Genomic DNA, 26,989 nt, shown 5'->3' with positions numbered 1-26,989 from the left:
CTACTCTTCCCTTTACCAAGTTAGGGCGTATACCAGATGGGTGACGACCAAGCGCGCTCGCGTATGGTTTTGGGCAAGTCCTTGGGATGTTCAACACCGGCCTTTTTCGCGTCGTACATGCTCCAGCGGCATACCGGGTTTTCCAGTACGCGGGCGTAGTAAAAGGCGTGTTCGGCGGGGTCGAAGTCTGGGTCGGTCCAGGTAGCGGCAAGCTGGGCGTCACCCTTGTCGGAACTGATGGAACAGTCTTCCAGATTTACTGTGGCTCCGTTATCCGGACACTGGTGGGTTTTGGGATCGGGGGTGGCGCCATCGGAACAGGCTACGTCGTAAGTCATTTCTTCCAGCTTGTCGTCGGCAGTACGCCAGCCCTTGATGATCTGCAGGCGTGCCAGGGGTGCACTGTTTGGGTCGCGCTGTGCCCACACCATCAATGTCGGCGCTTTGCCGTCCGCTGCCTTGCTGAGATCACCGCCTTGGGGCACGCCGGACTCGTAGCCCATCGCTACCCAGTTGTCCTTGCTGTGCATATCGGCCGGGAAATCGAATCCGGCAAACAGACGGATCTTGGTACGGGTACCGCTGGTGCCAAAGGTTTCTTTACGGTGTAGCGCGTCCCAGATACCTTCTCGGGTATTGCTCTCAGCCCAGACACCAGCGATACCACCGGGGTTGTACAATTTGGTCGGGTCATCTTCCCCGCTCATGCCCATGGCGGCCGCGGTGGGATTGAGTTCGAGCCCCAGGCGCACTTTCGGTGAGGCGTCGTTATTCGCGTAGTGCCCCAAGAACTCACTTTCCACGGTATCACTCGGGGTGGCATTGTGGTTGTCGGTGGAGGCAATAATGCCCTGCTTGAACGGGTTGACCCCCAGATCGGCCTGGTGGCGAAGGCCGAATTTCAGGCCATTGCGCACAACACCGAACTCATTGGCACAACCAACAGTGTTATCCCCTTCACACTTCGGAAACACCACCTCAAAGTTACACGCCTCATCGGAGGTCATGACGCCGGTCACGCACTCGGAGTTGCCCTTCACCTGCATGACTTCCACGAGGCGATCCATGCGTTCGCGCAGTTCGACCATACCCTGGTTCCACTCGCTGCCATCACTGTTCTTGCCCCAGTACAAGCGGCCCCAGTAAAAGTTGGGGTTGTGGGGGATGGTTAGTACCTGGCAATCACCGGTGCAGTTATCATCGAGCCAGCGCAGCAGATCTTCGGCGCTGCCTTCAAAGGCGGAGAATACCGTCTCCGGTACCTTGTCAGTTCGAAATATCACATTGCGATGCATCATGCCACCGGCACCCTCGGGAGCGACATTCGAGTATTCAAAAGCAACCAGCGAGGTAAACTTGCCGGGCTCGTAGTTTTCTTCCGCTGCCTGCTGGATGCGCTGCCATGGTCCGGCTACTGCATCCCTGCACACTTTGCCGTCTTCACCACACAATTCAGCAAGGCGCTCTGAGGGGTTTTTCTGTACGCCAGCAAACAGCGCCTGGTACACCTTCATATCATTGGCGCGGATCTGGACGCAGACCTCGTTATCGTAACCCTGCATCTTCGGGTTATTACACATCTCGTACTCACCCAGGACTTCGGCGTGATCGGTAATCGCAACGAAGTCGAGTGGCTCGATGATTTTCTTTTCCTGGCCAGTAGGTAACTTCACTGTTTCGCCCTTCGCAAAGCGATAAGCCGAGAATGGATCATTCAGCACATTGCCGAAGATATAGGCATCCAGCGAATAAGATGTGTGGATATGCAGTTCGCCAAAGTAGGCATCGCGTAGCGGGTTGCTGGGCACCTCGCCGCTCTTGTTACTCGCACTACCCGTTCTACCTCTTACTTCCTCACCCGACTTGTCCGCTGTTACCGGCGCGGCTTCATCCGCTGCCGCTGCGGAGTCCGCGGTGACACTGTCGTTTGCAGTAATATCTGACTCCGGTTTACCGCCACAGCCAGCCAGTAGCAGAACTGCCAGTACAACACCTGTAAAGTTTCGCATTTTGATCCCCCTGATCTTCGCGATCTTCGTAATTCGGTTTACATGAGCGCTTTGTTTCATCTCGGGGAATACCAGATGGGGCTGGAGAAAGCGCGCTCCTGCTGCACCATCGGCACCTTCTTATCCATCTCAATCTTGTTTCTCACCTTGTCGTAAAGGGTCCAGCGGGGCGTTGGAATCTGTAGAACACGCACGTAGTAAAACGCTTTGTGTTTCGGGTTGAACTCCTTGTCCTCGAAGTAACCAACAAGCTGAGAGTCACCAATATCGTTGGTGTACTCTGCGGTCTTCAGGTCCACGGTATCACCCACTTTCTGGATATGTCCCTGGGCGTCCAGCTTGCGATCCCCGGACCACTTGATGTTGTAGATCTTCTCGTGGGTTTTTCCGCTTCCATCCACCCAGCCCTTGACGATCTGTATACGATCCAGGTTTGCGCCTTCCGGATCTTTCATTGCGGCAACCAGAAACCTGATTGGCTTTCCGCCCTTATCACCTTGCAGCTTGCCGCCCATTGGCACGCCTTTTTCATAACCTACCTGGGCCAGGTCACCCTCTGCATCGGCTTCGGAGAAATCGAACCCACCAAAAAAACGCACCGTCATACGCGGACCCGTGGTGGCAAAAGTCTCTTTGCGCATCATGGCGTCCCAGATGGCTTCACGGGTGTTTTCCGTAGCCCAGACGCCCATGGTGCCAGCAGATGCCATTTCCCAGCCCATGTAGCTGTCCGATGGACCGGTTAGCAGCGGAAAGTCCCAACGCTTTGTGTTACTGGGCTCCAGGGTTTTGAACTTGCCATAGAAGTTATCGTCGTCCGGCGTGGACAATCCGGTGTGGGTATCAGTCGCGCCATTGGCGCCGTACTGGAAGGGGTTGGTACCGAGTTCATCCTCCAGGCGCATTCCGGCCTTGAGCGCCGGGCGCCAGTACTCATACTGGAAAGAGCCTGGAGGTTTGGGTTTCAAAATCAGGTTACCTCGGTCCCACAGGTCCCAGTCGGCATACTCATCTTCCGGCGACAGGCTGGGATGGGATTCACTCTGCCCCTTGATCTGGGTCACCTCATACAGCGGCTCGTAGCGGGCGCGCATCTCCGCCCACTCTTTCGTCATGGGCGATCCGTCAAAGCGCTTTTCCTCGAACATGCGGCCGTTGGACATATTGCCGTTGTGCGGAATCGCGAGCACTTTTCCGCCGGTTTTATCTTCGTAGGCCTTCATCCAGGCCCAGAGTTTTTCCGGGTCCTGGGTTTCGAAGGTCGTCAGTGGCAGCAGGCTACGAGTATTTGTGGAATCGTCGCGGAAGATCACATTGCGGTGCAGGTTATCGCCTCCGTCCGCATTGACTGTCCATTCGTAGGCGATAAAGGTGGTGAACTCACCCGGCTTGTAATACTTCTCCGCCGCATCCACGGTTTTTTCCCAGGCGGATTTCATCCACTTGGGATCCATCACCGCTTTGGGCAACTTGCCTTCGGATTGCATCACGATCAGTTCACTTTTTGCGGCTGCCGCTTTTTCTTCATCTCCAGAATTGAGCGCTTCGTTCCAGCGCTTCAGCACGGGGTCAGACATCATTTCCGGATTGCCCGCAATCAACTCGTTGATCACGCCCATGCCATCGGAGTGGTCGGTGATCATGAACCAATCGTAGGGGCGAGCCAGCTTGGCGTTCATACCGCTGTTGGACTTAACCTCCTCCCCCAAGGCAAACCGATAAGCATCTTCCGGCGTGAGGATTGCGCCATCCATGCCCGCATCCGCAGACCAACCGGTGTGTACATGGGTATCGCCAAAATAGGCCTGGGTTGGATTGGAGCCACTGGAAGACTGCACGGATTGTGAGGACGCGGAGGGCTGTGAAGATTCGGGCATGGGCGTCTTGCCGGTGGCATCGGAGACGGGACCTTCCGCTGTACCGAGTTCCTCTTCAACGAGCGTCTCACCTTGTTCACCCGTGACATTGCTTGCGCTTTGCTTCTCTCGATCGTTGTCTCCACCACAGGCAGACAGTGCAATAGCCGCCGCCAGAATCGATACAGCCAATCCCTGTGTTTTCATAAATACCTTCCTTGGCAACCAAATTTTGATAATGAATTTCTAGCGCTGCTGATGCGCCAGTGAATTGATTAATGTACTGACCTCACTAACCTGCGCAGAAAAACTCTCCTGTACCGGAGGAAATTCCTTGAATGTTTGCACAAACTTCTGAATCTGCGCGCCAGCCGGGCCCAGGGTCCAGCTGCGGTTCTCCGCCCATTCGTCATAGCCGCGGGCATCGATAAAGCGCTCAAACGGATCCAGCTTGAGATTGATGATATAGGGGGTGGTCAGCGGGATCTGGCTGGCTCGGAACCACTCTTCCTGATCAATAAACAGAAACTTCCAGTCCCCGTAGCGCATTCCGTGAAACGTCGTTTCGGTGAAGTAGTAGAATTCCTTGCGCTTGGTTTTTCCCTGATTCAGCAATATGTCGGTCTGATCGTAACCGTCGAGATGCACCTTGAAGCGCTTGTCGCCAATTTTGGCGCCCGACAGCAATTTGTCTTTGATGTCGTTCTCCCCGACGATGGACATAATTGTGGGCACCCAGTCTTCCATCGTCATGAACTCGCCCGTAGAGGTGCCTGCGGGAATTTTTCCTTCCCATTTCACCAGCATGGGCACGCGGAAACCGCCTTCCCAACCACCGACACCTTTTTCGCCATGGAACGGCTGGTTGCCGCCATCAGGCCAGGAGTTGGACGCTGCGCCGTTATCGGTGGAAAACATAACCAGCGTGTTGTCCGCCACACCAAGCTGATCCAGCAGATGCAGCAGCTCGCCCACATCGTCGTCCAGTTCCATCATGCCGTCGGCATAGATGCCATAGCCACTTTTGCCCTTGTACTCCTTACTCAGGTTCGTGCGGTAGTGCATACGGGTGGTGTTGTGCCATACAAAGAATGGCTTGCCGGATTTAACCGCCTCGGTGATAAAGCGCTTGGATTGTTCCAGCACCTCCTGATCCAGGTTGCGCTGGCGTTCCTGGCCCCAGGCACCCATATCCTTGATGTCCTGCTTGCCATCTGAGCGCGCCTTGGAATGAATAACGCCACGCATTTTCAACCCGAACTTCTTCTGTACTTCCGGATCTTGCGGGTAATCGTATTGCTCAGGATACTCACCCGCGTTCAGGTGATAGAGGATGCCGAAGAATTCATCAAAGCCGTGATTAGTAGGCAGGTGCTCATCGCGATCACCCAGGTGGTTCTTGCCAAACTGGCCTGTGACGTAGCCGTGGGGCTTGAGCATTTCCGCCAGGGTTGGCGTTTCCTCTTTCAGCCCCTGCTCCGCACCAGGCAGGCCCACGGTGCTGAGACCGATACGCATGGGGTATTGGCCGGTGATAAATGAAGCCCGGCCGGCGGTACACGACGCGTGCGCGTAATGGTCCATGAAAATCATGCCATCTTTTGCAATTCGGTCGATGTTCGGTGTGGAGCCACCCATCATTCCCCGGTGATAGGCACTGACATTCCACATGCCGATATCATCCCCCCATATGATGAGGATATTTGGCTTTTCGGCGCCATAAGCGGCGACGGTGGAGAACAACAAAATCAGGGCGGGGACGATTTGGCGTAGCGTCTGCATTTAGACCTCTTATGCATTTTGCACCTGCGGCAGCCTGGCAGGCACAGAGATAATCGCGAGAAGTATAGTTATGGTGGCCTGTGGCGCTGTCTTATTGGCACCACAATGGTTCAGCAAACGTGGAAAAGTGACCTGATACAGTTAATCTTGTGTTTCCGCAGTTACCGCTTGCGGACAGACATGCGGGTACCGGTGTCACACAGGAATTTTTTCGTTTCCGATAGTTGAGGGACTCATGGCTCAGGGCTCCAAAAAAGCAGTTCTCTATGCAATCTGTGTCAACGCGATGATTACGGTGCTGAAAGGCATCGCCGCGATGGTGACCCATTCTGCCGCCATGATGAACGAGGCGGTACACAGCCTGATGGATACCCTCAATCAGATCTTTCTGCTGATTGGCTTGCAGCGTGGCGCGCAACCGGCGGATCGGCAATACGCGTTTGGCCACGGGCAGAAAAAGTATCTGTGGAACCTGTGGAGCGCCATCGGGCTCTTTTCCATTGGCTGCGGCCTTGGCCTAGCCCACGCCTGGCATGCCTGGCACAACCTCGGCCACATCGAAAGACCGGAGGCGGTAGCGATATTAGGCTTTGACGTAGCCCCGATCTGGATATCCGGCGTAGTACTGCTGATTGCTTTTGTGCTCGAAGGGTATGTGTTGATGGTGGCGGGCAAAGAGTTCTTGTCTCGCATGCGCGCCGAAGGAAAGCGTAATCCTTTTAAATACCTCGTCTCCGCTGATGACCCGACCCTGATCGCGGTGTTGCTGGAGGATTCCATTGCGGTGACCGGGGTCATCCTGGCTGCCACCGGTATTGGCCTGACCCAATCCACCGGAAACCCTGCTTGGGACATCGGTTTTTCGGTGTTGATTGCCCTGATGCTGGGTTTGACGGCCATATTCCTCGGCATGATCAACATGCGCTATCTCACCAATATTCGCGATATCAAGGCGGAACAGATTTTTCAGGACATCCTTAACAATCGTCGCGAGATTGAGCGCTACCACGATTTGCGCTCCGCGATCGTCGACGATACACATACCGTGGTGGTTGCCGAGATTGAAGTACGGGAAGAGGTGCTGATGCGCAAAATGCGTGAGCGCATTGCCACCCATGAACTGGAGCTACTGGAACGGGTACCGGAACACCGCCGTACCGAGGCAGTCGTGGAATATGCGGAAACCCGCGCGACCATCCAGGCCACCCTGGAGGCAACGGAGCAGTTGATTGACTCGTTGGAAGCAGAGCTCAAGCAACGTTGCCCGCGCGTGTTTCACCTGACAATTGAAGTGGAGGGAATCGCCGAGCCCTCACAGCTGGACGACCCCCATGCGATAGAAACCGGCAATTTGCCGAAAGATACCTGACCGGCCATCAAGCCAATTAAATCCGGGTTTTACTCCCAGTTTTACTCCCAATTTTACTTGGGAGGCAGCGAACCGGCGAACTCGGCGCCGCGGCTGACCCATCCATCCAGGTCATCGGCGATCGCGTCTTCCTCGACATAAACCATGCCTTTCAGTGGTCGACCGGTATAGTCCATCGGGCGGGTATAGCGTTCTCCCAGAGCGGCGTCGTAGTTATCTGGCCCCACGCGTACCATCAGCTCTTCGCCAACTACGCCGCAGGCCATGTTGCCGTTCAGCATAAAGGCCAGACCACCGAACATCTGCTTTTCCGAAAGTCCATCACTGGGAGCCAGAAGTTCGCGCACCTTTTCTGCCAGCTTTTCGTCATATGCCATTGTCCTGCTCCTTGCTTGACTATGCTCGAAAACTTAACCGAGCTTCTCATCAGGTATTGCTGATAAAGGCCGTTATGATTTGTTCAGGCAGACTGGAAACACTTTTCAGGGAAAGACGAGCAGACAAAACGTGCAGGTACTTTGATTTCCCCTCCAGTAAAAAAAGCAACATCGAGAGCTGATCCCAGAACCAGTCCGCAAATGCGCGAGATTCATCCTTTAGAATTTTTTCCGCATTTATTGTTCTAAGTGTAGCAAACATTCCGGCTTTTTCTGGTCGAGGATGCAGAAACCCGGGGGCTGGGTTAGCATGCTCCTATACCCGCACAAAAAACAACGCTAACAAGGGTTCCATGGCCAATCAGATACAGGCACTGCTGGACATCTGGCATACCGACCGCAACAGTCGCGAGTGGGTTCTCGGCACCATTTACCAAACCTCCGGCCCCTGCTACCGCAAAGCAGGCGCCATGATGCTGTTTGACGACCTGGGTAAATATTACGGACTGCTGAGTGGCGGCTGCCTGGAGGCGGATATCCAACGTCACGCACAGCAGGTGCTCACTTCTCGCAAATCCAAAACCCTGTGTTATGACGGCAGTGACGAAGACGATTTTGCCTTCCAACTGGGCATCGGCTGCGGCGGCACTGTTTTCATCCTGCTGCAACCGGTATTGCCGGAAAATGACCACCTACAACTGGTGGAACTGCGCAGCAGGCTCCGGGCCAGGCGGCCGTGCTGCTACCTGCAGAAAATTACCGACAACGGCGAAACCCAGACTGCCATCGTCGACGCCAACCATGCCATGCCGCGCGTTCGCGCCACGTTGCTGGAAACCGCAGACGGCAACTGGCTGCAGACCCCACTGAGCCCAGCCCCGCATATTCTGATTGTGGGTGCCGGTGTGGACGCCCGCCCCATGGCACAGCTGTGTCGCAGCCAGGGTTGGCAGGTGAGTCTGTGCGATCCCCGCACGGCCAACGCGCGCCAGGCCTACTTTCCCCATTGTCAGCTCTACCGATGCCATCCGGACGTACTGGCAGCGCAACTGCCGCTACAACAGGTCGATGCAGCCATCGTAATGAGTCATAACCTCGAGCTGGATGCTTCAGCATTGCGGGCACTGTCGGGGCAACCGCTCAAATACCTGGGCCTGTTGGGCCCGGTGTCACGCAGGGACCGGGTGCTGGCCCGTGCCGGCATTGATCTGAAAACACTCAATCTTGCGCTGGCAAGCCCGTTACGTGCCCCGATAGGCCTGAATCTCGGTGGCGAACTTCCCGAGAGTATCGCGCTGGCCACCTGTGCGGAATTACATGCAGTGCTCCACGGCGCCGATGGCAAAAGTATGACGAGCCCATACCCTATTAGGGAAGCGGTCGCATGCTGACGTACCGCGCGCACCCAATGAAGGGCTCAGTGATCCAGCCCGTTATCCTTGCCGCCGGCGCCTCACGTCGCTTTGGCGGCTGCAAGCTGCTGCAAAGCCTGCATGGCCAGACCTTACTCGAACACTGTGTAGACAGCCTCCGCGACATCGGCCTGCAAGCACCGATTATTGTCAGCGGAGCCTGGCACAAACAGCTGCGCCAGCGACACCCGACCCTGGCCCTGGCGGAAAACCCCAACTGGCGTGCCGGCATGGGCAGCTCCCTCGCCTTCGGCATCCGGCAAGTGCCAGCGGAATGCGATGCCGCACTGATCCTCCTGGCAGATCAGCCCGCAGTCACCGGTGAAGACATCCAAGCTTTGCTGAGCGCGTTTACCCAGCGCCCTCGCATAACCTGCAGCCTCTATCGAGGACAGCGCGGCGTCCCCGCAATTTTCCCGCGTCAGGTTTTCCCCAACCTGCAAACCTTGAAGGGCGACCGTGGAGCCCGCGAGCTGCTGCGCACCCCAAATACCCCGCTTAACTGTGTGCCGCTGCCCAGCGGAACCATCGACATCGACACCCAGCAAGACTGGCAAGCTTACGGAGAACAGCTATGCAGATAACCGTTAACGGCTCCCCCCAACAGCTCGATGTAGACGAGGATATGCCTTTGCTGTGGGCCCTGCGCGACGAGCTGAAAATGACCGGAACAAAATTCGGCTGTGGCAAGGGACTTTGCGGTGCCTGCACCATTCACCTAGACGGTCAGGCGGTGCGCTCCTGTCTTACCCCGGTAAGCGCGGCCGTGGGTAAATCGATCACCACCATTGAGGGACTGTCCGAGAACGGCGACCACCCGCTGCAACAAGCCTGGATAGAACACGGCGTGCCCCAGTGCGGCTACTGCCAGTGCGGCCAGATCATGAGCGCCGCCGCGCTGTTGTCAAGAAACGCCAACCCGAGCGATGCGGAAATTGACGGCGCCATGAGCGGCAACCTGTGCCGCTGCGGAACCTATCCACGTATCAAGATCGCGATTAAAAGCGCTGCCAGCCAGAGTGCAGCCTTCTACGACGCCGCTCGCACCGCAGAGGAAGCCGCATCATGAGCCGGGAAACTATTGAGAACGTCGACCGTCGCCGCTTCCTCAGGTTAACCGGACTCACCGCCGGTGGCCTGATACTCGGCACCGCCCTGCCAAACACGCAACCACTGTGGGCACAGAGCGGTGCGGCAAACCGCGAACTCAACCTGTTTGTGGGTATCAATGCCGACGATACCGTATCCATCGTCTGCCACCGCTCGGAAATGGGTCAGGGCATTCGCACGGGATTACCCCAGGTGGTTGCCGACGAGATGGAAGCCGACTGGTCCAAGGTGAAGGTGATCCAGGGGCTGGGTGACAAGCGTTACGGTAGCCAGAACACTGACGGCTCGCGCAGTATCCGCAGGTTTTACGACACCATGCGTAACATGGGCGCCAGTGCCCGTAGCATGCTGGAGTCTGCAGCCGCACAGCAGTGGCAGGTACCGGCGTCCGAGTGTAAGGCAAAGAACCACACTGTTGTGCACATCCCCAGTGGCCGCAGCCTACGCTTTGGCGAGCTGGCCGAGCGCGCCGCTAAACAGCCGGTGCCGGACGAGGACAAGTTGCAGCTCAAAAGCAGCGATCAGTTCAACTATATCGGCAAGCCGGTCAAGAACTACGACACCCCGGACATGGTGATGGGCAAGGCCGGGTACGGTCAGGATGTCCAGCTGGACGATATGCTGATTGCCAGTATCGAGCGCAGTCCAGTACTCGGTAGCAAAATCGCAAAACTCGATGACAGCGACGCCCGCAAGGTGAAAGGTGTTATTGCGATCGAGCGCCTTGAGGTTGCTACCGAACCGCCCGTTTTCAACCCCCTGTCCGGGGTGGCAGTGATTGCCCGCAACACCTGGAGTGCACTCAAGGCACGAGACAAGCTCAAAATAGAATGGACTGATTCACCACACCAGCAACACAACAGTGAGAGTTATCTCGCCACCCTGCGCGAACGCGTGCAAAAAGCCGGTAAAAAGGTAACCGGTCGCGGCGACCTGGATGCCACTTTGAAAAACGCAGCCAAGGTACACAAGGCAAATTACTCGGTGCCCTATCTCGCTCACGCCACTATGGAGCCGCCTAGTGCAACGGCCGTGGTAAGCGACGATGTCTGTGAAGTGTGGAGCTGCGTGCAGGACCCGCAGTCGGTCCAGCAGCATGTGGCCAGTGCGCTGAAGATCAAGCCGGAGCAGGTGCGAGTCAATGTCACCTTGTTGGGCGGCGGCTTCGGGCGCAAGTCCAAGCCGGACTTCGTGATCGAGGCCGCACTGCTGTCGAAAAAACTGGGCAAGCCGGTAAAAGTGGTGTGGAGCCGGGAGGACGATATCCGGCACGACTTTTACCACGCCATCAGTGCCGCGCACTTTGAGGCAGCCATGGACGCGCAGGGCAAGGTAACCGGCTGGCTGCAGCGCACCGCCTTTCCATCGATTTCCGGCACCTTCAGTGCCGGAGTTGAACATCCCTCCTCCGGTGAGCTGGATCTGGGTCTGACCGACCTGCCCTACGCCATCGACAACTACCGTACCGAAACCGCACCGGCGGAATACCATACCCGCATCGGGTGGCTGCGCTCTGTGTGCAACATCCAGAATGCATTTGGTATATGTAGTTTCGCCGATGAACTGGCCCACGCAGCCGGGCAAAAACCCGACGCCTTCCTGATGCAGTTGATTGGGCCCGATCGACAGGTCGACCCCAGCGAAGGTGAGTACAAATACGGTAATTACGGCGAACCACTGGAGAAATTCCCTCTGGACACTGCGCGCCTCAAGAATGTACTGCAGCACGCAGCAAAGAAAGCCCAGCTGGCCCCGCGCTCTGCGCAAACTGGTAATAGCGGAGAGGCCTGGGGTATCGCGGTGCACCGCAGCTTCCTGTCCTATGTGGCGGTTGCCAGCAAAGTGCATGTGGCAGGAAGCAAGCTTGAGGTGCTGGAAATGTACTGCTGTGCCGATGTGGGGCTGGCAGTGAATCCGGATCGGGTTGCGTCGCAAATGGAGGGCTCGATGATTTTCGCCCTGAGCCTCGCATTAATGGGTGAAATCACCATGCAGGATGGGGCCATCAGCAACCGTAACTTTGACAGTTACCCCCTGCTGCGTTTGAACCAGAGTCCGAACATCACCGTAGATATTGTCGAGTCAACTGCAGCGCCCGCCGGAGTTGGCGAGCCGGGAGTACCACCGGTAGCCCCCAGCATTGCCAACGCGATCTTTGCGGCGAGTGGCCAGCGGATCAGAGACCTTCCGATCAACAAGCACCTGGCGCTCGCCTGACCGTTGGCGCCGGACCACTCCTATCCTCAAAAAAGCCCGCCAGAATGGCGGGCTTTTCACAAGGAAACCACTGGACGACAGTACCAGGCATTCCCAGAGCTACAATCGTCAGCCGAGTATTTCCAAGCGACCGTCGCTCAGATGATACATGGCGCCAACAATCTTGATCTTGCCCTCTTTTTCCAGCTTCGCCAGCACTTCACTCTCGTCGCGAATTTCTTCAATTGACCGGCGCACGTTATTCGCCGCGACCAGATCCACAAACTCGGCATTCTTGCTGGTGCGGTCGCCGTCGTATTTGGTTGCTTTTACCGCTGGCTGAATCTCATCCAGCAAGCCCGTGAGCTTGCCGAGCTTTACATTATCGATAGCCCCTTTCACAGCACCACAGGCGGTATGCCCCATCACCAGAATCACTTTGGAGCCAGCCGCGGCACAGGCGAACTCCAGGCTACCGACAATATCGTCATTGCAGATATTGCCTGCGACACGCGCGTTGAAAGTCTCGCCCAGCCCCATATCCATCAGAATCTCCGCGGGTGTGCGGGAATCAATACAGCTGAGGATGGCTGCGGCAGGATACTGACCTGTAGCGCTGGCGCGCTTTTGCGCCAGGTAATCGTGCTGCTCCATTTTACCTGCGCGGAAGCGCTCATTGCCTTTCTGCAGCATTGCGATTACATCATCGGGACTCATGGCGTCGCGCCGCTCCTTTGTCAGGGCTGCGGCAAAACTCACACCCGAAAAACTCAGCAGCCCAGCGCTCGCCGCCAAACCGGCGGCACCGGCTGCGATCGTGGTTTTGATTGCCTGTCGGCGACTGCTACAGGAATGGGATTTATTACTCATGGAATTATCCAGCTGATCCAAGTGACGGGTTTACAGGTTACAGCGATGAACCCGGTGACACTTGGCTCATCGGAAAAACCTGAGAATCAGTCTAGACAAACCACGCAGGCGACGCACCGCTCGTCAGCCAAACACAGAGGATTGCTGCAGAAAAACAACGGAGATATAACGCAGGCCCTTGCCAATTCCCACCAGCAAGATAAACAACGACAGGCGTACCCGCATAATGCCGGCGATCAGGGTCAGCGCATCGCCACCTACCGGCATCCACGCCAGTAACAGGCTCCAGAAGCCGTAGCGCTGAAACCACGCCTGCGCTTTGGCAATCTGCTTGTGGGAGAAGTAAAACCAGCGCCGATCCTGAAAGTGCAGCAGATAGCGCCCCAGCACCCAGTTCACCACAGCACCCAGGGTATTTCCGAGAGTGGCTACGGCAACCAACATCTGCGGATTGCCACCATCGCGCAGGAGAGCAAACAGGACCACCTCGGAATAAAACGGCAGGATGGTTGCGGCGAGAAAAGCAGACGCGAACAGCACCAAGTAACTGATCACATCTCCCCCTGATTTCTTAACCAGCGAAACAGGGCGAATTGGGCAGGCAAATAGAAAAGGTACTCGGGGTGCCACTGTACTCCGATGATTGGCTGCCCCCTATCGCCTTCAACGGCTTGGGTGAACTCATCGAGGTCACGCCCCACTATCCGCAAGTCTCTTCCCAGGCGCTTGATCGCCTGGTGATGCAGGCTGTTGACCCGCACTTTACGCCGCCTGGTGATGCGCGCCAGTGCAGAATCAGGCCGCAGAAATACTTGCTTGGTGGGCAGTAGCCCGGGACGATTGTAAGTCCGATGCCGCAGGTCGCGGATATCACTGTACAGATTGCCACCAAGCACGACATTGATTAACTGGGCACCGCGGCAAATCCCCAGCAATGGCAGTCGCTGTTCCAGGGCGTGGTTGATCCAGCGAATTTCCAACCGGTCACGCTCTGGATCGGATTTCACTTTTTCCCGCAGGTCGCCGTTATAGTGCTCAGGACCGATATCGTCACCCCCGCCGATCACCATTCCGTGCAGGGGCTTGCCCGAAGGTTTGTGTCGCACACTGATCCTCTCCGGCACGGCACCCGCAAGCCACAGCGCTGCGGCTGTGCACCACCAGCCCGGCGACCAGCGTCGCGCCGTTCCGGTTACACCAATGCGTGGTCGTTCAGCCATTGATCAATAAACTTAGTCCACTTGTTTCGATTTACACCCAGTATTGGCTGGCTGCGCGATAAAAACTCCTCGCTCAGCTGTACCTGCAGCTCTGGCCGGGCCGCGAGCGCTTCCACGGTGCACCAGATGTTCCAGCTACACGCCAGCGACCAATCGCGCTTTTCTATCTGGCAGTTGGGCAAACGGTAGTGAAATGCCGGGCGCGACTTGATGCGCGGATCATCGACCGCGCGACGCACCCGCGGTTCATCAATTTCCGCCAGCAAGGGCAGTAGATCGAGGGCGCGATTGCGCGTGGCATTGTGCTGCAGATAATCAGAAAAAATTTCGTCCATCGACGGCTGCCTTTGCGCACACAGCAGGCGCACATAAGCCTCCGGATACAGGTCGATGTAGGGGCTTGCCCGCCGGGCAATATCGACCTTGTGCGTGTCTACCAGCCACCACTGCAACAATGCAAAAGCACGCAGGTAGGCAAACAGGGTCTCCGCGTCCAGGCGCGGAATCTCGGCATTGATATGTACACCGTAAGCTGCAATTAGTGATTCTTCCGTGCCGCGGGCACCAGCGTCACGCAGCGCTGGCACCAGTGCTTGCAACATGGGCAGACGATCAAGCGGCAGGGGTGGGCAGACCACTTCGATAGGAACCACCAGAGCGGCCACCTGGCTCAACAGGTCGAGCCAACCCTCACCGCCCTCTCGGGTTCCGGCCTCGGATGCGTGGCGCTTGAGAAAGTCCCAGTCAATTTCGATGTTGAAGCAGCCGTGCTCGTGATGCAGAGACATTTCTGCCGCCGAGTCTTGCTGTAAGTCGCCACCCAGGGCTGTCGCCACCGCTTCGCCAGCCGTTTTCAGCGTAAGACCGGAAAACTCCAGTTCAAACCCTACTCGCCGCAGATCCCCGGAAGCGGTTTCCTGCACCGGGGGCATTTTGAACGCGGGCTCCTGACTATCCATCGCCGCCCCTCCCCACAATGTGGTTGCCATTAGACGTGTGCCCCTACCCTAACATGCGTAATCGGGCACTGTCGCATAGATAGCCCTCAGCCTGACCACCAGCAACGTCACCAGCAACATAATGACGCACACAAAAAAGCCCCGGTAAACCGAGGCTTTCTTGTAACACGGAGTAACTTTCGATCAGTCGACGAATACCCGTGCGTTACGGAACAAGCGCATCCAGCCGGAGTCCTCTTCCCAGTCGTCCGGGTGCCAGCTGTTGCTGACCGCGCGGGCAACACGTTCCGGGTGCGGCATCATGATGGTGACGCGACCGTCTTCGGAACACAGTGAGGTGATACCGTTCACCGAGCCGTTGGGGTTGGCGGGGTAGGTTTCGGTGATCTGCTGGTTGTTGTTCAGGTAGCGCATGGCGATGGTGCCGGACTGTTCGCAGTCTTCCAACTGCTGCTGGCTGGCGAATTCCACTCGGCCTTCACCGTGGGCGACGGCCACCGGCATATAAGAGCCGGCCATACCCTTGAACAGCACCGACGGGGAATCTTCCACGCCCACCAGCGCAAAGCGCGCTTCGTACTGCTCGGACAGGTTACGCACAAAGCGCGGCCAGTGGTCGGCACCCGGGATGAGCTCCTTGATCACCGAGAACATCTGACAGCCGTTACACACGCCCAGGCCGAAGGTGTCCTTGCGGTTGAAGAAGCCTTCAAACTGGTCGCGGGCACGATCGTTGAACAGGATGGTCTTGGCCCAGCCCTCACCGGCGCCAAGTACGTCACCGTAAGAGAAGCCACCACAGCCCACCAGGCCCTTGAACTGATCCAGCTCAGTGCGACCGGAAAGAATATCGCTCATGTGCACGTCAACGGCGTTAAAGCCGGCGCGGTGGAAGGAATGCGCCATTTCCACCTGGCTGTTGACGCCCTGCTCACGCAGGATGGCAATCTTCGGACGCACACCCTTCTTGATGTAAGGCGCAGCGATATCTTCGTTGATGTCGTAAGACAGCTTGACGGACAGGCCCGGATCTTCCTTGGCGCTCTTGGCGATGGCGTCAAACTCTTGTTTAGCGCAATCCGCGTTGTCACGCAGGGACTGAATGCGGTAGCTGGTCTCGGACCAGATCTGTTGCAGTTCGGCGCGGCCGCGGTTGAAGATAACCTGGTCTTCACGGGTGATACGCAGGCTTTCGCTATCGTTCAGCTCACCAATCCGGTGCGCCGGTACACCGACGGCAGCAAAGCGCATCGCCAGCATGTCGGCATCGGCAGTCGGAACCTGCAGCACCGCACCCAGCTCTTCGTTGAACAGCGCGGCAACAGGGTCAACGCCCAGGTCATAAATTTCCACGTCGACGCCCACGCGCCCGGCGAAACTCATTTCGGCGAGAGTCGCGAAGAGTCCACCATCGGAGCGGTCGTGGTACGCGATAACCTTCTCTTCTTCGAGCAGCTCCTGCATGACTTCAAAGAAGCCCTTGAGGCGCTTGGCATCATCCAGATCTGCAGGCTTGTCGCCCAGCTGGCTGTACACCTGTGCCAGACAGGAACCGCCCAGGCGATTTTTACCCGCGCCCAGGTCCACAAGAATCAGTTCGCTCTCGCCCTTCTTCATTTTGCGCAGCTGCGGGGTTACCACTTTGCGCACGTCGGTTACCGGGCTGAATGCGGAGATCACCAGGGACAGCGGTGCGGTTACCGCCTTGTCGACGCCGCCATCATTCCAGGCGGTGCGCATAGACATGGAGTCCTTGCCCACGGGGATGGTAATGCCGAGATCCGGGCACAACTCCATACCCACGGCTTCTACCGTGCGGTACAGCTTCTCTTCCTCACCCGGGTGGCCGGCGGCACACATCCAGTTGGCGGAGAGTTTGATATCGGACAGCTGCTTGATGGGCGCCGAGGCGATATTGGTGATCGCTTCGCCCACCGCCAGGCGGCCAGAGGCTGGTGCGTCCAGCAGCGCGACCGGGGTGCGCTCACCCATGGACATCGCTTCACCGGCGGTGCTGTCGTAAGCCACAGTGGTCACGGCGCAGTCTGCTACCGGCACCTGCCAGGGGCCGACCATCTGATCGCGACTCACCTGACCGGTTACGGTACGGTCACCGATGGTGATCAGGAAGTTCTTGCTGGCCACGGTGGGCAGACGCAATACGCGCTCTGCGGCATCATTCAGATCGATTTCGCTGGTGTCGAAGGCACTGGTTTCTGCTTCCAGCTTCTCCGCCACACGGTGCATCTTCGGCGGCTTGCCGAACAGCACGGACATGGGCAGGTCGACCGGCTTGGCGTCGAACTGCTTGTCGTTCAGGGTCAGGTGCTTCTCGCCGGTGGCTTCACCCACCACCGCGAAAGGCGCGCGCTCGCGCTCACAGATCTTCTCAAAGCGCTCGAGGTCTTCCGGCATTACCGCCAGCACGTAGCGTTCCTGGGATTCGTTACACCAGATTTCCAGCGGGCTCATGCCTGGCTCGTCGGAAGGCACGTTGCGCAGCTCGAACTTGCCGCCGGTACCGCCGTCTTTCACCAGTTCCGGGAAGGCATTGGACAGGCCGCCGGCACCTACATCGTGGATGAATGCAATCGGGTTATTGTCGCCCTGCTGCCAGCACTGGTCGATCACTTCCTGGCAACGACGCTCGATTTCCGGGTTCTGGCGCTGAACAGAGGCAAAGTCCAGATCTTCCGAGCTGGAGCCGCTGGCCATACTGGAAGCGGCACCGCCACCGAGGCCGATCAGCATCGCCGGACCACCGAGCACAATCAGCTTGGCGCCGGGCTTGAATTCCGGCTTGTCCACGTGTTCTTCGCGGATATTGCCGTAACCACCGGCCAGCATGATCGGCTTGTGGTACCCGCGGCGCTCGCCGTTGAAGTCTTCTTCGAAGGTTCTGAAATAACCACAGATGTTGGGGCGGCCGAATTCGTTGTTAAAGGCGGCACCACCGATGGGGCCCTCGATCATGATATCGAGTGCGGTCACGATGCGCTCTGGCTTGCCGTAGTTCACTTCCCACGGCTGCAGGTGCCCCGGAATCTGCAGGTTGGAGACGGTAAAACCGGTCAGGCCCACTTTGGGCTTGGAGCCACGGCCTACCGCGCCCTCATCGCGAATCTCGCCACCCGCGCCGGTACCTGCACCGGCAAACGGCGCAATTGCCGTTGGGTGATTATGGGTTTCCACCTTCATCAGCAGGTGGATGGCCTCCTGGCTGAAGCCGTATTCTTTGGTTTCCGGGTCCGGGTAAAAGCGGCCCGCTTCGTGGCCAACTACGACCGCTGCGTTATCGGCGTAGGCGGACAGCACGTTGTCGCCGCCCAGACGATAGGTGTTCTTGATCATGCCGAACAGGGAGTGCGGCATCTCTTCGCCATCGATGGTCCAGCTGGCGTTGAAGATCTTATGGCGGCAGTGCTCGGAGTTCGCCTGCGCGAACATCATCAACTCCACATCGGTGGGGTTGCGCTCCAGCTCCTCAAAGCTGGTGAGCAGGTAGTCAATCTCGTCCTCTGCCAGTGCCAGGCCCAGGCTCACATTGGCTTGCTCCAACGCGCCGCGGCCACCTTCCAGCACATCCACGCGCTTCATGGGGCGTGCGTCTTCCACTTGGAACAGCTGTTCGGCCTGCTCCAGCTGGGAGTAAACGCTCTCGACCATGCGATCGTGCAGCAGGGCGACAAAATCCGTGCGTTCAGCTTCGGTTAATTTGACCCCGGTAATGTAGTAGGCAATACCCCGCTCAAGGCGGTGGATCTGGGTCAGACCCGCGTTGTGGGCGATGTCCGTCGCCTTGGAGGACCAGGGAGAGATGGTACCCGGACGGGGAACCACCAGCAGCAGCTCGCCTTCCGGCTGGTGCTTCTCTTCGGTAGGGCCGTACTGCAGCAGGCGCTCCAGCAGCGCCTGATCCTTTTTGCCGAGCTTGTCGCTGTCGGCAAAGTGCACATACTCGGCGTAAACATCCGCTACAGCGGGCTGCAAAGCACGGAGTTGGGTGAGCAGTTTTTGATGGCGGAATTTCGACAGTGCGGGAGCACCACGCAGAACTAGCATCGCGGGAGTTGGCCTCTTGTCTGGATTTGAGCGCCTGCGGGCGGAAGTTTCAGGGCAATAAAGAAGGAGCCACGCAGGTACACCGGGAATCGGAGCGCGCGCATTGTACCCGAAGCACCGCCGCTCCAACACTGCCGCGGGCTATTTTAAAGCTGCAGTTTAGAACGGTCGGCAGCCCGACCACGGAATCCAGTCAAGTTAAGCAGTAAAGAGGCAACCACGCTCAACGACAGCTACACATTATCTGGCGCCAATTACCTCTTGAGATTGGCGCAACAGCCCCTCAAGTGGGCGCGAACTACTACACTTGACGGGGCAAGACAAGCCGACCGGTCACAAAGTGCGACAGCGATTTTTCCGCCGATTGGTCAGCGCGCAGCAGTTTGGGGTAAAATTGCCGCGCTTTTGACCCAAGCCTGTGCAAATAATAGACAACAGGCTTTGCGTGCGGGTGGCAATGGAGCCGCCGCCCGCAGGAAATGGCGCTCTGGAGCGGGTTACCCCCCGCCGATTCCTCGGAGTGGGCGCCCAAAATAAAGCAGAGAACGGACTCGAGGGGACAACCTATGATCATGAAAAGCCGACTGTTGCGATACAGCCGCCGCCTTCTCAAGGGGGCGGCACTGGCCTGTTGTGCTTCGCTATTGGTGGCCAGCAAGGCGCCGAGCCTGCTCGAGCAGGTTAAGGCATCCGGCAAGCTGGTGGTGCTTTCACAGAATGGTCCTACCACCTATTACGAAGACGCCAACGGCAATTACACCGGCTTTGAGTACGGCATGCTGCGCGCATTCGCCCGGGAATTGGGTGTAAAGCTCGAAATCCGTGACGTGCACGACCTGAGCCACCTGTTCAGCGAGCTGGATAACCCGGAGTCCGGCGCCCACCTGGCCGCTGCGGGCCTCACGGTAACCCCCGAGCGCCGCGAGCAGGTCCGCTTTGCCCCCTCCTACTTCGAGATCCGCCAGCAGGTCATCTATCGCCTGGGCGAGTCGCGCCCCCGCAGCGTGGCCGATCTGGCCGGTAAAAACATTGCGGTGATCGCTGGCAGTGCCCACGGCGAGCAGCTCCGCAAGCTCTCGAGCCGCTACGAAGGTCTCCACTGGGAAGAAATTTCCGATGTAGACGCCATGGAACTGGTGGAGATGGTCAACGAGGGCAAATACCACTACGCCATCGTGGACTCCAATGCTTACGCGGTTCACCGCGGCCTCTACCCGAATACCCACATCGCCTTTAACCTGACCCAGTTCCAACCGGTTTCCTGGGCCTTCCCCAAAGGCGATGACGACACCCTGTACCGGGCGGCGCGCAACTTTATGCTGCGGGCCAATACCGGAGGTCTGGTGGCAGAGCTACGCGAGCTGTATTTCGGCCACGTCAGCAAAATGAACGTGGGCGGCGCACAGACCTTCGCTCAGCTCACCCGCGAGCGCCTGCCCAAGTGGCGTGAAGAGCTGCAGAAAGCGGCGAACAAGTATGAGCTGGACTGGGAACTGCTGGCGGCCCTCAGTTACCAGGAGTCCCACTGGAACCCCCGCGCCAAATCCCCCACCGGCGTGCGCGGCCTGATGATGCTGACCCGTGCCACCGCCCGGGAAATGGGCGTTAACCGCCTCGACCCCATTGAGAGTATCGACGGTGGCGCGCGCTACTTCGCCCAGGCCCGCAACAAGATCCCCGAGCGCATCCGCGAGCCAGACCGCACCTGGATGGCGCTGGCCGCCTACAACATCGGCTATGGCCACCTCGAAGATGCCCGCGTGCTGACCGAACAACTGGGCGGAAACCCGGACCGCTGGGCTGATGTGCGCGAGCACCTGCCCCTGCTGGCCAAGCGCCAGTACTACAAGAACCTGAAGCACGGTTACGCGCGAGGCTGGGAACCGGTCACCTATGTGCAGAACATCCGCCACTATCAGGCCCTGCTGACCTGGACCAGCCGCATCGAGGAGCAGCGCCTGGCCGCAGCCGCCGCCAATGACGATGGCGAGGCCCTGGCAGACGCGCCCATCGCCGAGGCCTCAGCAGGCTCCACCCCCGCTCTCTAAGCTGCAGCTGCCATGGCAGCGCCCTCCCCCTAAAAATCCCGGCTTGCCCGGGATTTTTTGTTGGTGTCCGCCCCTATAGCCAGTCCATAGACTGGCAAACCAGCACCACAATGAATGCAAGTCGCAGGATTCCTCCTATGCTTACTTCCAGCGGCCCGATATTTTCGGCGCCAGCGCAAGATCTTCAAGAGGAGTCCATATGATTCGCAACCTGTTGCTCGCCAGCTTACTCGCCTCCATCGCCATTACTGGCTGCAGTCGCAAGTCCGAGACAAACGACCCGGACCAGACTCAAGAGCCAACACAGCAGACCGAGATGGAAGTGATTGAGGAATCCACCACGACCGAAACAGACAGCGGTACGGCTACTGACTCGACCGACCCGAACAATACCGGCGCCCTCAGCGGCTCAGGTGACGACGCAGGCGGAGACAGTGCCAGCGCAACAGGCGACAGCTCCGGCAGCGAGAGTGTGACTGCCTGCACCCCCGAGTGGTTTGAGTGGGTCAACACTCAGGTGATGATCACACAAGGCGAAGCCATAGCAGAGCAATACCCCACCGGTCTGCCGGATGTGGGCTCGACGGAATGGTTTATGGCCGTGGATAAGCTGACCGGTGGCGATGGCGCTCACGGACCGGACGGTGGCAGCGATGAGTGGTGCGCCATGATGCAGCAGCGCCTGAGCAACAACGACTGACCCGCTGCAACCCCACAGGAGGAATACATGAAGAATGTGAAGAATTCTCTCCTCGCCGTAACCCTCGGCGGCATTGCCGCCGTCGCCGCAACGCAGGCCAGCACAGCGGATGAAAAGCCCCCACCCGGTGCCATGGCGCTATCAGCCATCGTCACCAAGCTGGAACAACAGGGCTATACACCGGTGGTGGAGGTATCGCTGGATAACGGGCGCTGGGAAGTAGAGGCTTACAAAGAGGGAAAGAAATGGGATTTGGAGGTGGACCCCAATAGCGGCGAAATCCTGGAGATCAAAGAAGATACCGACTAGCCGCCTCAGGCCCCTAAAGGCAGCCGCTCCCGGCCAGGGAGGGCTGCCGTTCGGCTGAGAGGTGCCGTTGAGGAATTTCGGACGTAGGCAGTCCTAAAACTTGACCACGGCACCACCGGCGCCCGGCTTCAGGGTAAATGTCTGCGTGTCACCACCGCGGGTCAGATTCAGGGTGTTTACCTGATCCCGCTCGATCTCCATCAACATCGATTGGCGTACCATGAACGACTCACCCTGAACCTTTGCCAGCGGGATCTCCTGGTAGATCCACACATCGTGCACATCCGACTCCACCCCCACCCATTTCGGCGTGATTACTTCACCCGCTTTTGAGCGCATCTGGAAATGTTGATTGACGTAGAGCTCCATCTGCTTTTGCGCATCCTGCATTTCCTTGCCCGCACTCAACGACAGCGCCCGCTCCACATCTGCCACGAAAAAACGGTGCGCGATTTCCAGGGACTGGGTGCGCTCGTTCACGGACAGCTCGGTCAGACCGAAGTGGTAGCGGTGGGCGTGGGCCTGCGAAGCAGACAACAGCACCGCCAACGACAGACAGAAAAAGACTTTGGAGAAAAATGGTCGCATAACACGGATACCTTTGAATGGAGGACTCAGTCCTCCTTAAGCTCTTCTTCCCAATCCTTCATCAGATTGCGCGACTCTTCGTCTTTGAACAGCTCCAGACGGGACTTGATGATTCGACGCGGATAGAAATTGTTCTCCACATCGATATCCGCCATTTCCCAGTGCGGGTCAACGGTAACCGACGTCAGCAGCTTGTCCTTGCCGCGCACCAGCATCTTCGAAGTTTTCGCCGCATTGCGCGTCCAGATCTCAGCAGGAATACGCAGCTCCTCGGAAGAGCCATCGCTGTAATCCAGTTTAAGAATGATCGGCATCACCAGACCACCAACATTGCTGAAGTCCAGTACATACACGTTGCTCTCCACGTTCAGCAGATCGCGCTCCCAGTCTTCCAGACCTTCCAGCATGCCCTGGTAGCTGTTGCGGTCCGCATTGGACACATCAAATTCATCGTGCTCGTTGTAGAAGTCGGACAGCTCTGGCTTGGCATCCACGATGCGAGTCATCTTGTTCGCACGATTTTTCTGCACGGTGACCGTTTCCGGCTCCTCCAGAAAACGCTCACGCTTCCAAGGGTTTTCAACATCCGGGTTTTTGGTGCCCACGGTGTAGTGCTTCACCTGATCGATACTGATATCCACGTGGTCGGTCGTGTAAAACCAGCCGCGCCAGAACCAGTCAAGGTCAATACCGGAAGCGTCTTCCATGGTGCGGAAGAAATCCGCCGGCATCGGACGCTTGAACTTCCAGCGCTGGGCGTACTCGCGGAAAGCGAAATCGAACAGCTCGCGCCCCATGATGGATTCGCGCAGGATATTCAAGGCGGTGGCCGGCTTGCCGTAAGCGTTGTTGCCGAACTGCAGAATAGATTCCGAGTTGGTCATGATCGGAACCTGATTCTCGCTCTTCATGTATTCCACAATCTTGCGCGCGTCGCCGCGGCGCGAAGGGTATTTTTCTTCCCACTCCTGCTCCGCCAGGAACTGTACGTAGGTGTTCAGGCCCTCATCCATCCAGGTCCACTGGCGCTCGTCGGAGTTCACGATCATCGGGTAATAATTGTGCCCTACCTCATGGATGATCACCGAAATCAGACCATACTTGGTGCGACGGGAATAGGTGCGTTTTTCGCGATCCTCTTCATCAATTTCCGGGCGCGGGCCGTTGAAGGTGATCATCGGGTATTCCATACCGCCAACCGGGCCATTCACAGAAATGGAGGTCGGGTACGGGTAATCGAAGCTGTATCGGTTGTACACGTCCATGGTGTGGATAATGGCCTCGGTGGAATACTTGTCCCACAGCGGCGTGCCCTCTTCCGGATAGAAAGACATGGCCATGGTATCGGTGCCGCCTTTCTTGTAACCCTGTGCATCCCACAGGAATTTACGCGAAGAGGCCCAGGCGAAGTCCCGCACGTTTTCCGCCTCGAATACCCAGGTCTTACGACCTGTCGCGCGGTCTTTCTCGTTCTCCAGCGCTTCTTCCTTGGTAACGATCATCACCGGCTTTTTCGCCGTTTCGGCCTGCTTCAGGCGCGCGCGCTGCTCGCGGGTGAGCACGTCTTGCGGGTTTGCCAGCACACCGGTGGAGGCAACAATATGGTCCGCCGGTACCTCGATGGCCACGCGGTAATCGCCAAACTCCAGCGCAAACTCACCGCGACCGAGAAACTGCTTGTTCTGCCAACCGCTCACATCGTTGTATGCCGCCATGCGCGGGAACCACTGCGCGATCTCGTACAGGTAGTTTCCATCGCGCTCGAAATATTCGTAGCCGGAGCGGCCGCCCAGGGCTTTCTGCTCGATGATGTTGTATTCCCAGTCCACCCGGAAAGTAGCACTGTCACCGGACTTCAGCGGCTGTGGGAGGTCGATGCGCATGTTGGTATCGACGATGGTGTGTGGCAGATCGCGGCCACGGGCGTCCGCTACCTTGGTGATCTGGTAGCCACCCTCAAACTCCGCGGAAACCACCTCGCGACGGAAACTGCGGAAAGGAATGGTGTCCGGAGCGATGGACTGCACATCCACCGGTGCCGCCAGGTTACCGGATGAGTTCGGTTTGAACCGATTCTGGTCCAGCTGCAGCCACAGGTAGCGCAGGGTGTCCGGCGAGTTGTTCTTGTAGGTGATGGTTTCGGAGGCAGTGATGCGCTGCTTGTCGTCGTCCAGGGAGACCTTGATGTCGTAGTCCGCCTGCTGCTGCCAGTACTCATGCCCCGGGGCACCGGAGGCGGCACGGTAGGTATTCGGGGTGGGGAGCAGCTCGTCCAGCTGGCGGAACTTGTCGCCGGTGACGTTGAGGGGGTCGGCGGCGAAGGCAGCAGTGGTGCAGGTAAAGCCCACCAGTACCGCGCCCAGGTGACGGCAGAATGTCTTTATGGTCATAGTCAGCGCCATTTCTCACACACAATGATAAATAGCGCGCCATTCTAGCAGTCAACGAGTGACCGGCGATTCCTTGGCCATGGGGCCATCCCGTCAGTCACTCGCTTTGTCGCATATTTCATCCAGCTTATCTTGATATCCAGTCATGGGCACAGAGCCCTTGGGATTCCCCGTTCTCCAGCCTACCAATCATCAGATAAGGGCAATTTGGGGAATACCATGCGGTTTGCCATCGAGCGTTTACGATCAAAACACCTGTTTAACTTGCTACCAGCCTTTGCGATTGCCGGCCTGATTGCCAGTGGTACGACGCACGCCCAGCAAGCGGGACCGTTTAGCGCCCAGGACTTTCAGTTTTCAGGCCCTACTGCCAACCCATCCATCCCACCTCAACTGTACGGGCCGGACCTGGACGGCAGCACACCCTCCGAAATCGATCTGAGTGCAGGTGCGGTACGCGCTAAATTGCAGCGGCTCGGATTCCACACTTTCGGCCCGGTGCAATTTCGCAATGGCTACTGGAATGTGGTGGCCTACCATGGCAACAAAAAACGCCAACTGACGGTACACCCGGCAACTGGCGTTATTCGGTCGGACCGGCCCTACTGTAACAATCGCTGCAACCGCTACCAGATAGCCGACGAGTTTTAGCGGCCCGTCGAGCTCAAACCGCTATTGCTCGTTGGCAATCGCCCAAAGCAGATCGCTGAAAGCACTGTTCGCCACCACCGAGGCAGACTCCTCCATGGTGTGGTAGCCGGTGGTTGGCACCTGTAGTGTGGTGCCCTGTACGTACCCGGACGAAGCACTCACTATCCGCCCCAGCTCGGTACTACCGAAGGATTGGGGTTCCAGCCCCTCTGCCACAGCCTTCTGGTTCAGCGCTTCGATATAGCTATCTTTGTAGCTGTAGGAAATGCCCTGTTCCTCACACAGGTGTGCCAGGCGCGCGGTGGTTTCCGGGTGGAACCTGGCGTTGGCGTCCCGACGGCGCAACACCACCTGCTGCGCATCCGCGGTCGCCCGGTCCGGATAAGGGCTGGTATCCACCACGATAAGCCTGTCAGTGCCGCCGTTAAAACGGCGGAACCACTCCAGCAGATAACGCCAGCTGCTGCCGGACTCCTCCTGAGCGGTAAAGAACGCCGTGCCCTGGAAACCGAGACTGTACAGGTGCACCAGATGCGCGGCTGTCAGCACATTATCCAGCTGGGCACTGAGAATTCCGTCGTTGATTTCCAGCCGGTCGGTAAAGGCCACCGGCGTACCCGCCACCACGTGCTCCAACCCTGCCACTTCAAAGATGAGGTTGTTGCGGTAACCGCAGACATAAGCGCGGCGGATTATTCCAGATCCGAAATAGGAGCCGGACCAGGGTTCGTAAGCCGTAACGTTGACGCCCTGGAAGCGGTCGACGATCTTCGTCATCAGCTTTTCCGACACCGAGTTGCCCAGCAGGTCCGAGCGGCGGCCGGAAACAAAGGCGGCGTACTGGAATTCATTGGGGCCGGTGCAGATGAGGCCGTGGCGGTCGATATGCGCGGAAAACTTGGCGCTGTTGGGGCGCTGCCCCTGTGCGACCAGCAACCCCTCGTACCAGGTTACATTGGCGCCACGCTCCTCAAGCTCCCGCTGCAATACCCGAAAGAACGAGTGTTCCGCCCCTACCACACTGGGGCTGCGCACCAGTAATTTGAGCAGATCGATAAACTGTTCGGCCTGTTGCATTCTC

The 26,989-nt window shown here is 57.9% G+C and carries 21 protein-coding genes; 9 read left to right on the top strand and 12 right to left on the bottom strand.

Features of this window, described 5'->3' with window-relative positions; translation table 11 throughout:
• Positions 1 to 20 precede the first annotated feature (20 nt).
• From LC059_RS12270 to LC059_RS12260, 3 genes are read right to left on the bottom strand one after another with little or no spacing between them, the layout of a single operon-like run.
• Positions 21 to 2,009, bottom strand: coding sequence for a DUF3604 domain-containing protein (locus LC059_RS12270; protein WP_226704158.1), 1,989 nt, complete (start codon positions 2,007 to 2,009; stop codon positions 21 to 23).
• Positions 2,010 to 2,065: 56 nt separating this feature from the next.
• On the bottom strand, positions 2,066 to 4,072 hold the full coding sequence (locus LC059_RS12265) for a DUF3604 domain-containing protein (protein WP_226704157.1): 2,007 nt from the start codon (positions 4,070 to 4,072) through the stop codon (positions 2,066 to 2,068).
• A gap of 39 nt (positions 4,073 to 4,111) precedes the next feature.
• Entirely contained in the window at positions 4,112 to 5,647 is a 1,536-nt protein-coding gene (locus LC059_RS12260; RefSeq protein WP_226704156.1) for an arylsulfatase, read from the bottom strand.
• 235 nt (positions 5,648 to 5,882) lie between these two features.
• Here LC059_RS12260 and LC059_RS12255 point away from each other — a divergent pair, with 235 nt between their 5' ends.
• On the top strand, positions 5,883 to 7,016 hold the full coding sequence (locus LC059_RS12255; RefSeq protein ID WP_226704155.1) for a cation diffusion facilitator family transporter: 1,134 nt from the start codon (positions 5,883 to 5,885) through the stop codon (positions 7,014 to 7,016).
• 53 nt (positions 7,017 to 7,069) lie between these two features.
• Here the strand turns inward: LC059_RS12255 and LC059_RS12250 are convergent, their stop codons facing one another.
• Positions 7,070 to 7,393: a TfoX/Sxy family protein gene (locus tag LC059_RS12250; protein WP_226704154.1), complete on the bottom strand. Its 324-nt coding sequence runs from the start codon at positions 7,391 to 7,393 to the stop codon at positions 7,070 to 7,072.
• Positions 7,394 to 7,746: 353 nt separating this feature from the next.
• Between LC059_RS12250 and LC059_RS12245 the strand changes: the two genes are divergently transcribed.
• The 4 genes from LC059_RS12245 to LC059_RS12230 are packed head-to-tail and all read left to right on the top strand — an operon-like array spanning position 7,747 to position 12,132.
• On the top strand, positions 7,747 to 8,784 hold the full coding sequence (locus LC059_RS12245; RefSeq protein ID WP_226704153.1) for an XdhC family protein: 1,038 nt from the start codon (positions 7,747 to 7,749) through the stop codon (positions 8,782 to 8,784).
• The gene (locus LC059_RS12240) at positions 8,778 to 9,389 is read left to right on the top strand and encodes an NTP transferase domain-containing protein (protein ID WP_226704152.1); all 612 of its coding nucleotides are present in this window, start codon (positions 8,778 to 8,780) and stop codon (positions 9,387 to 9,389) included. The genes LC059_RS12245 and LC059_RS12240 overlap by 7 nt, the downstream gene beginning before the upstream one ends.
• Positions 9,380 to 9,874 carry a (2Fe-2S)-binding protein gene (locus LC059_RS12235; protein ID WP_226704151.1) on the top strand — a complete coding sequence of 165 codons (495 nt, stop codon included), beginning with the start codon at positions 9,380 to 9,382 and terminating at the stop codon, positions 9,872 to 9,874. Before LC059_RS12240 ends, LC059_RS12235 begins: the two co-directional genes overlap by 10 nt.
• Positions 9,871 to 12,132 (top strand): xanthine dehydrogenase family protein molybdopterin-binding subunit, encoded by a 2,262-nt coding sequence (locus LC059_RS12230; RefSeq protein ID WP_226704150.1) that lies wholly within the window; start codon positions 9,871 to 9,873, stop codon positions 12,130 to 12,132. Before LC059_RS12235 ends, LC059_RS12230 begins: the two co-directional genes overlap by 4 nt.
• A 108-nt stretch (positions 12,133 to 12,240) precedes the next feature.
• Here the strand turns inward: LC059_RS12230 and LC059_RS12225 are convergent, their stop codons facing one another.
• The 5 genes from LC059_RS12225 to purL form a co-directional block, all read right to left on the bottom strand.
• Positions 12,241 to 12,981 carry a carbonic anhydrase family protein gene (locus LC059_RS12225; protein WP_226704149.1) on the bottom strand — a complete coding sequence of 247 codons (741 nt, stop codon included), beginning with the start codon at positions 12,979 to 12,981 and terminating at the stop codon, positions 12,241 to 12,243.
• 123 nt (positions 12,982 to 13,104) lie between these two features.
• Entirely contained in the window at positions 13,105 to 13,536 is a 432-nt protein-coding gene (locus LC059_RS12220; protein WP_226704148.1) for a YqaA family protein, read from the bottom strand.
• Positions 13,533 to 14,201 carry a gamma-glutamyl-gamma-aminobutyrate hydrolase family protein gene (locus LC059_RS12215; RefSeq protein ID WP_226704147.1) on the bottom strand — a complete coding sequence of 223 codons (669 nt, stop codon included), beginning with the start codon at positions 14,199 to 14,201 and terminating at the stop codon, positions 13,533 to 13,535. The genes LC059_RS12220 and LC059_RS12215 overlap by 4 nt, the downstream gene beginning before the upstream one ends.
• Entirely contained in the window at positions 14,174 to 15,190 is a 1,017-nt protein-coding gene (locus LC059_RS12210) for an amidoligase family protein (protein ID WP_226704146.1), read from the bottom strand. Before LC059_RS12210 ends, LC059_RS12215 begins: the two co-directional genes overlap by 28 nt.
• Positions 15,191 to 15,343: 153 nt before the next feature.
• Complete coding sequence (gene purL, locus LC059_RS12205) at positions 15,344 to 19,222, bottom strand: phosphoribosylformylglycinamidine synthase (RefSeq protein WP_226704145.1); 3,879 nt, start codon at positions 19,220 to 19,222, stop codon at positions 15,344 to 15,346.
• Positions 19,223 to 19,788: 566 nt separating this feature from the next.
• Here purL and mltF point away from each other — a divergent pair.
• The 3 genes from mltF (at position 19,789) to LC059_RS12190 (ending at position 22,279) form a co-directional block, all read left to right on the top strand.
• Complete coding sequence (mltF, locus tag LC059_RS12200) at positions 19,789 to 21,270, top strand: membrane-bound lytic murein transglycosylase MltF (RefSeq protein WP_226704144.1); 1,482 nt, start codon at positions 19,789 to 19,791, stop codon at positions 21,268 to 21,270.
• A gap of 199 nt (positions 21,271 to 21,469) precedes the next feature.
• The gene (locus tag LC059_RS12195; RefSeq protein WP_226704143.1) at positions 21,470 to 21,970 is read left to right on the top strand and encodes a hypothetical protein; all 501 of its coding nucleotides are present in this window, start codon (positions 21,470 to 21,472) and stop codon (positions 21,968 to 21,970) included.
• Between the two features lie 27 nt (positions 21,971 to 21,997).
• Positions 21,998 to 22,279 carry a PepSY domain-containing protein gene (locus LC059_RS12190; RefSeq protein ID WP_226704142.1) on the top strand — a complete coding sequence of 94 codons (282 nt, stop codon included), beginning with the start codon at positions 21,998 to 22,000 and terminating at the stop codon, positions 22,277 to 22,279.
• Between the two features lie 93 nt (positions 22,280 to 22,372).
• Here the strand turns inward: LC059_RS12190 and LC059_RS12185 are convergent, their stop codons facing one another.
• Together LC059_RS12185 and LC059_RS12180 are read right to left on the bottom strand one after the other, a co-directional pair.
• Complete coding sequence (locus LC059_RS12185; RefSeq protein WP_226704141.1) at positions 22,373 to 22,867, bottom strand: DUF6702 family protein; 495 nt, start codon at positions 22,865 to 22,867, stop codon at positions 22,373 to 22,375.
• A gap of 26 nt (positions 22,868 to 22,893) precedes the next feature.
• Positions 22,894 to 25,257, bottom strand: a complete 2,364-nt coding sequence (locus tag LC059_RS12180; protein WP_226704140.1) for a M1 family metallopeptidase — start codon at positions 25,255 to 25,257, stop codon at positions 22,894 to 22,896.
• Between the two features lie 219 nt (positions 25,258 to 25,476).
• Between LC059_RS12180 and LC059_RS12175 the strand changes: the two genes are divergently transcribed.
• Complete coding sequence (locus LC059_RS12175) at positions 25,477 to 25,908, top strand: hypothetical protein (RefSeq protein WP_226704139.1); 432 nt, start codon at positions 25,477 to 25,479, stop codon at positions 25,906 to 25,908.
• A gap of 21 nt (positions 25,909 to 25,929) precedes the next feature.
• Here the strand turns inward: LC059_RS12175 and LC059_RS12170 are convergent, their stop codons facing one another.
• Positions 25,930 to 26,985, bottom strand: coding sequence for a peptidase M42 (locus LC059_RS12170; protein WP_226704138.1), 1,056 nt, complete (start codon positions 26,983 to 26,985; stop codon positions 25,930 to 25,932).
• Positions 26,986 to 26,989 lie beyond the last annotated feature (4 nt).

The sequence above is a fragment of the Microbulbifer elongatus genome (genome assembly GCF_020524885.1).
In the GTDB taxonomy this organism is placed as follows: domain Bacteria; phylum Pseudomonadota; class Gammaproteobacteria; order Pseudomonadales; family Cellvibrionaceae; genus Microbulbifer; species Microbulbifer elongatus_A.
Note: the sequence above shows the minus strand (reverse complement) of the source record. Positions and strands in the feature narration are given on the sequence as shown.

What these genes read in the sequence shown, in the direction of transcription:
- LC059_RS12270 (WP_226704158.1), bottom strand. Translation starts at nt 2,009, where the DNA reads ATGCGAAACTTTACAGGTGTTGTACTGGCAGTTCTGCTACTGGCTGGC.
- LC059_RS12265 (WP_226704157.1), bottom strand. Translation starts at nt 4,072, where the DNA reads ATGAAAACACAGGGATTGGCTGTATCGATTCTGGCGGCGGCTATTGCA.
- LC059_RS12260 (WP_226704156.1), bottom strand. Translation starts at nt 5,647, where the DNA reads ATGCAGACGCTACGCCAAATCGTCCCCGCCCTGATTTTGTTGTTCTCC.
- LC059_RS12255 (WP_226704155.1), top strand. Translation starts at nt 5,883, where the DNA reads ATGGCTCAGGGCTCCAAAAAAGCAGTTCTCTATGCAATCTGTGTCAAC.
- LC059_RS12250 (WP_226704154.1), bottom strand. Translation starts at nt 7,393, where the DNA reads ATGGCATATGACGAAAAGCTGGCAGAAAAGGTGCGCGAACTTCTGGCT.
- LC059_RS12245 (WP_226704153.1), top strand. Translation starts at nt 7,747, where the DNA reads ATGGCCAATCAGATACAGGCACTGCTGGACATCTGGCATACCGACCGC.
- LC059_RS12240 (WP_226704152.1), top strand. Translation starts at nt 8,778, where the DNA reads ATGCTGACGTACCGCGCGCACCCAATGAAGGGCTCAGTGATCCAGCCC.
- LC059_RS12235 (WP_226704151.1), top strand. Translation starts at nt 9,380, where the DNA reads ATGCAGATAACCGTTAACGGCTCCCCCCAACAGCTCGATGTAGACGAG.
- LC059_RS12230 (WP_226704150.1), top strand. Translation starts at nt 9,871, where the DNA reads ATGAGCCGGGAAACTATTGAGAACGTCGACCGTCGCCGCTTCCTCAGG.
- LC059_RS12225 (WP_226704149.1), bottom strand. Translation starts at nt 12,981, where the DNA reads ATGAGTAATAAATCCCATTCCTGTAGCAGTCGCCGACAGGCAATCAAA.
- LC059_RS12215 (WP_226704147.1), bottom strand. Translation starts at nt 14,201, where the DNA reads ATGGCTGAACGACCACGCATTGGTGTAACCGGAACGGCGCGACGCTGG.
- LC059_RS12210 (WP_226704146.1), bottom strand. Translation starts at nt 15,190, where the DNA reads ATGGCAACCACATTGTGGGGAGGGGCGGCGATGGATAGTCAGGAGCCC.
- purL (WP_226704145.1), bottom strand. Translation starts at nt 19,222, where the DNA reads ATGCTAGTTCTGCGTGGTGCTCCCGCACTGTCGAAATTCCGCCATCAA.
- mltF (WP_226704144.1), top strand. Translation starts at nt 19,789, where the DNA reads ATGATCATGAAAAGCCGACTGTTGCGATACAGCCGCCGCCTTCTCAAG.
- LC059_RS12195 (WP_226704143.1), top strand. Translation starts at nt 21,470, where the DNA reads ATGATTCGCAACCTGTTGCTCGCCAGCTTACTCGCCTCCATCGCCATT.
- LC059_RS12190 (WP_226704142.1), top strand. Translation starts at nt 21,998, where the DNA reads ATGAAGAATGTGAAGAATTCTCTCCTCGCCGTAACCCTCGGCGGCATT.
- LC059_RS12185 (WP_226704141.1), bottom strand. Translation starts at nt 22,867, where the DNA reads ATGCGACCATTTTTCTCCAAAGTCTTTTTCTGTCTGTCGTTGGCGGTG.
- LC059_RS12180 (WP_226704140.1), bottom strand. Translation starts at nt 25,257, where the DNA reads ATGACCATAAAGACATTCTGCCGTCACCTGGGCGCGGTACTGGTGGGC.
- LC059_RS12175 (WP_226704139.1), top strand. Translation starts at nt 25,477, where the DNA reads ATGCGGTTTGCCATCGAGCGTTTACGATCAAAACACCTGTTTAACTTG.
- LC059_RS12170 (WP_226704138.1), bottom strand. Translation starts at nt 26,985, where the DNA reads ATGCAACAGGCCGAACAGTTTATCGATCTGCTCAAATTACTGGTGCGC.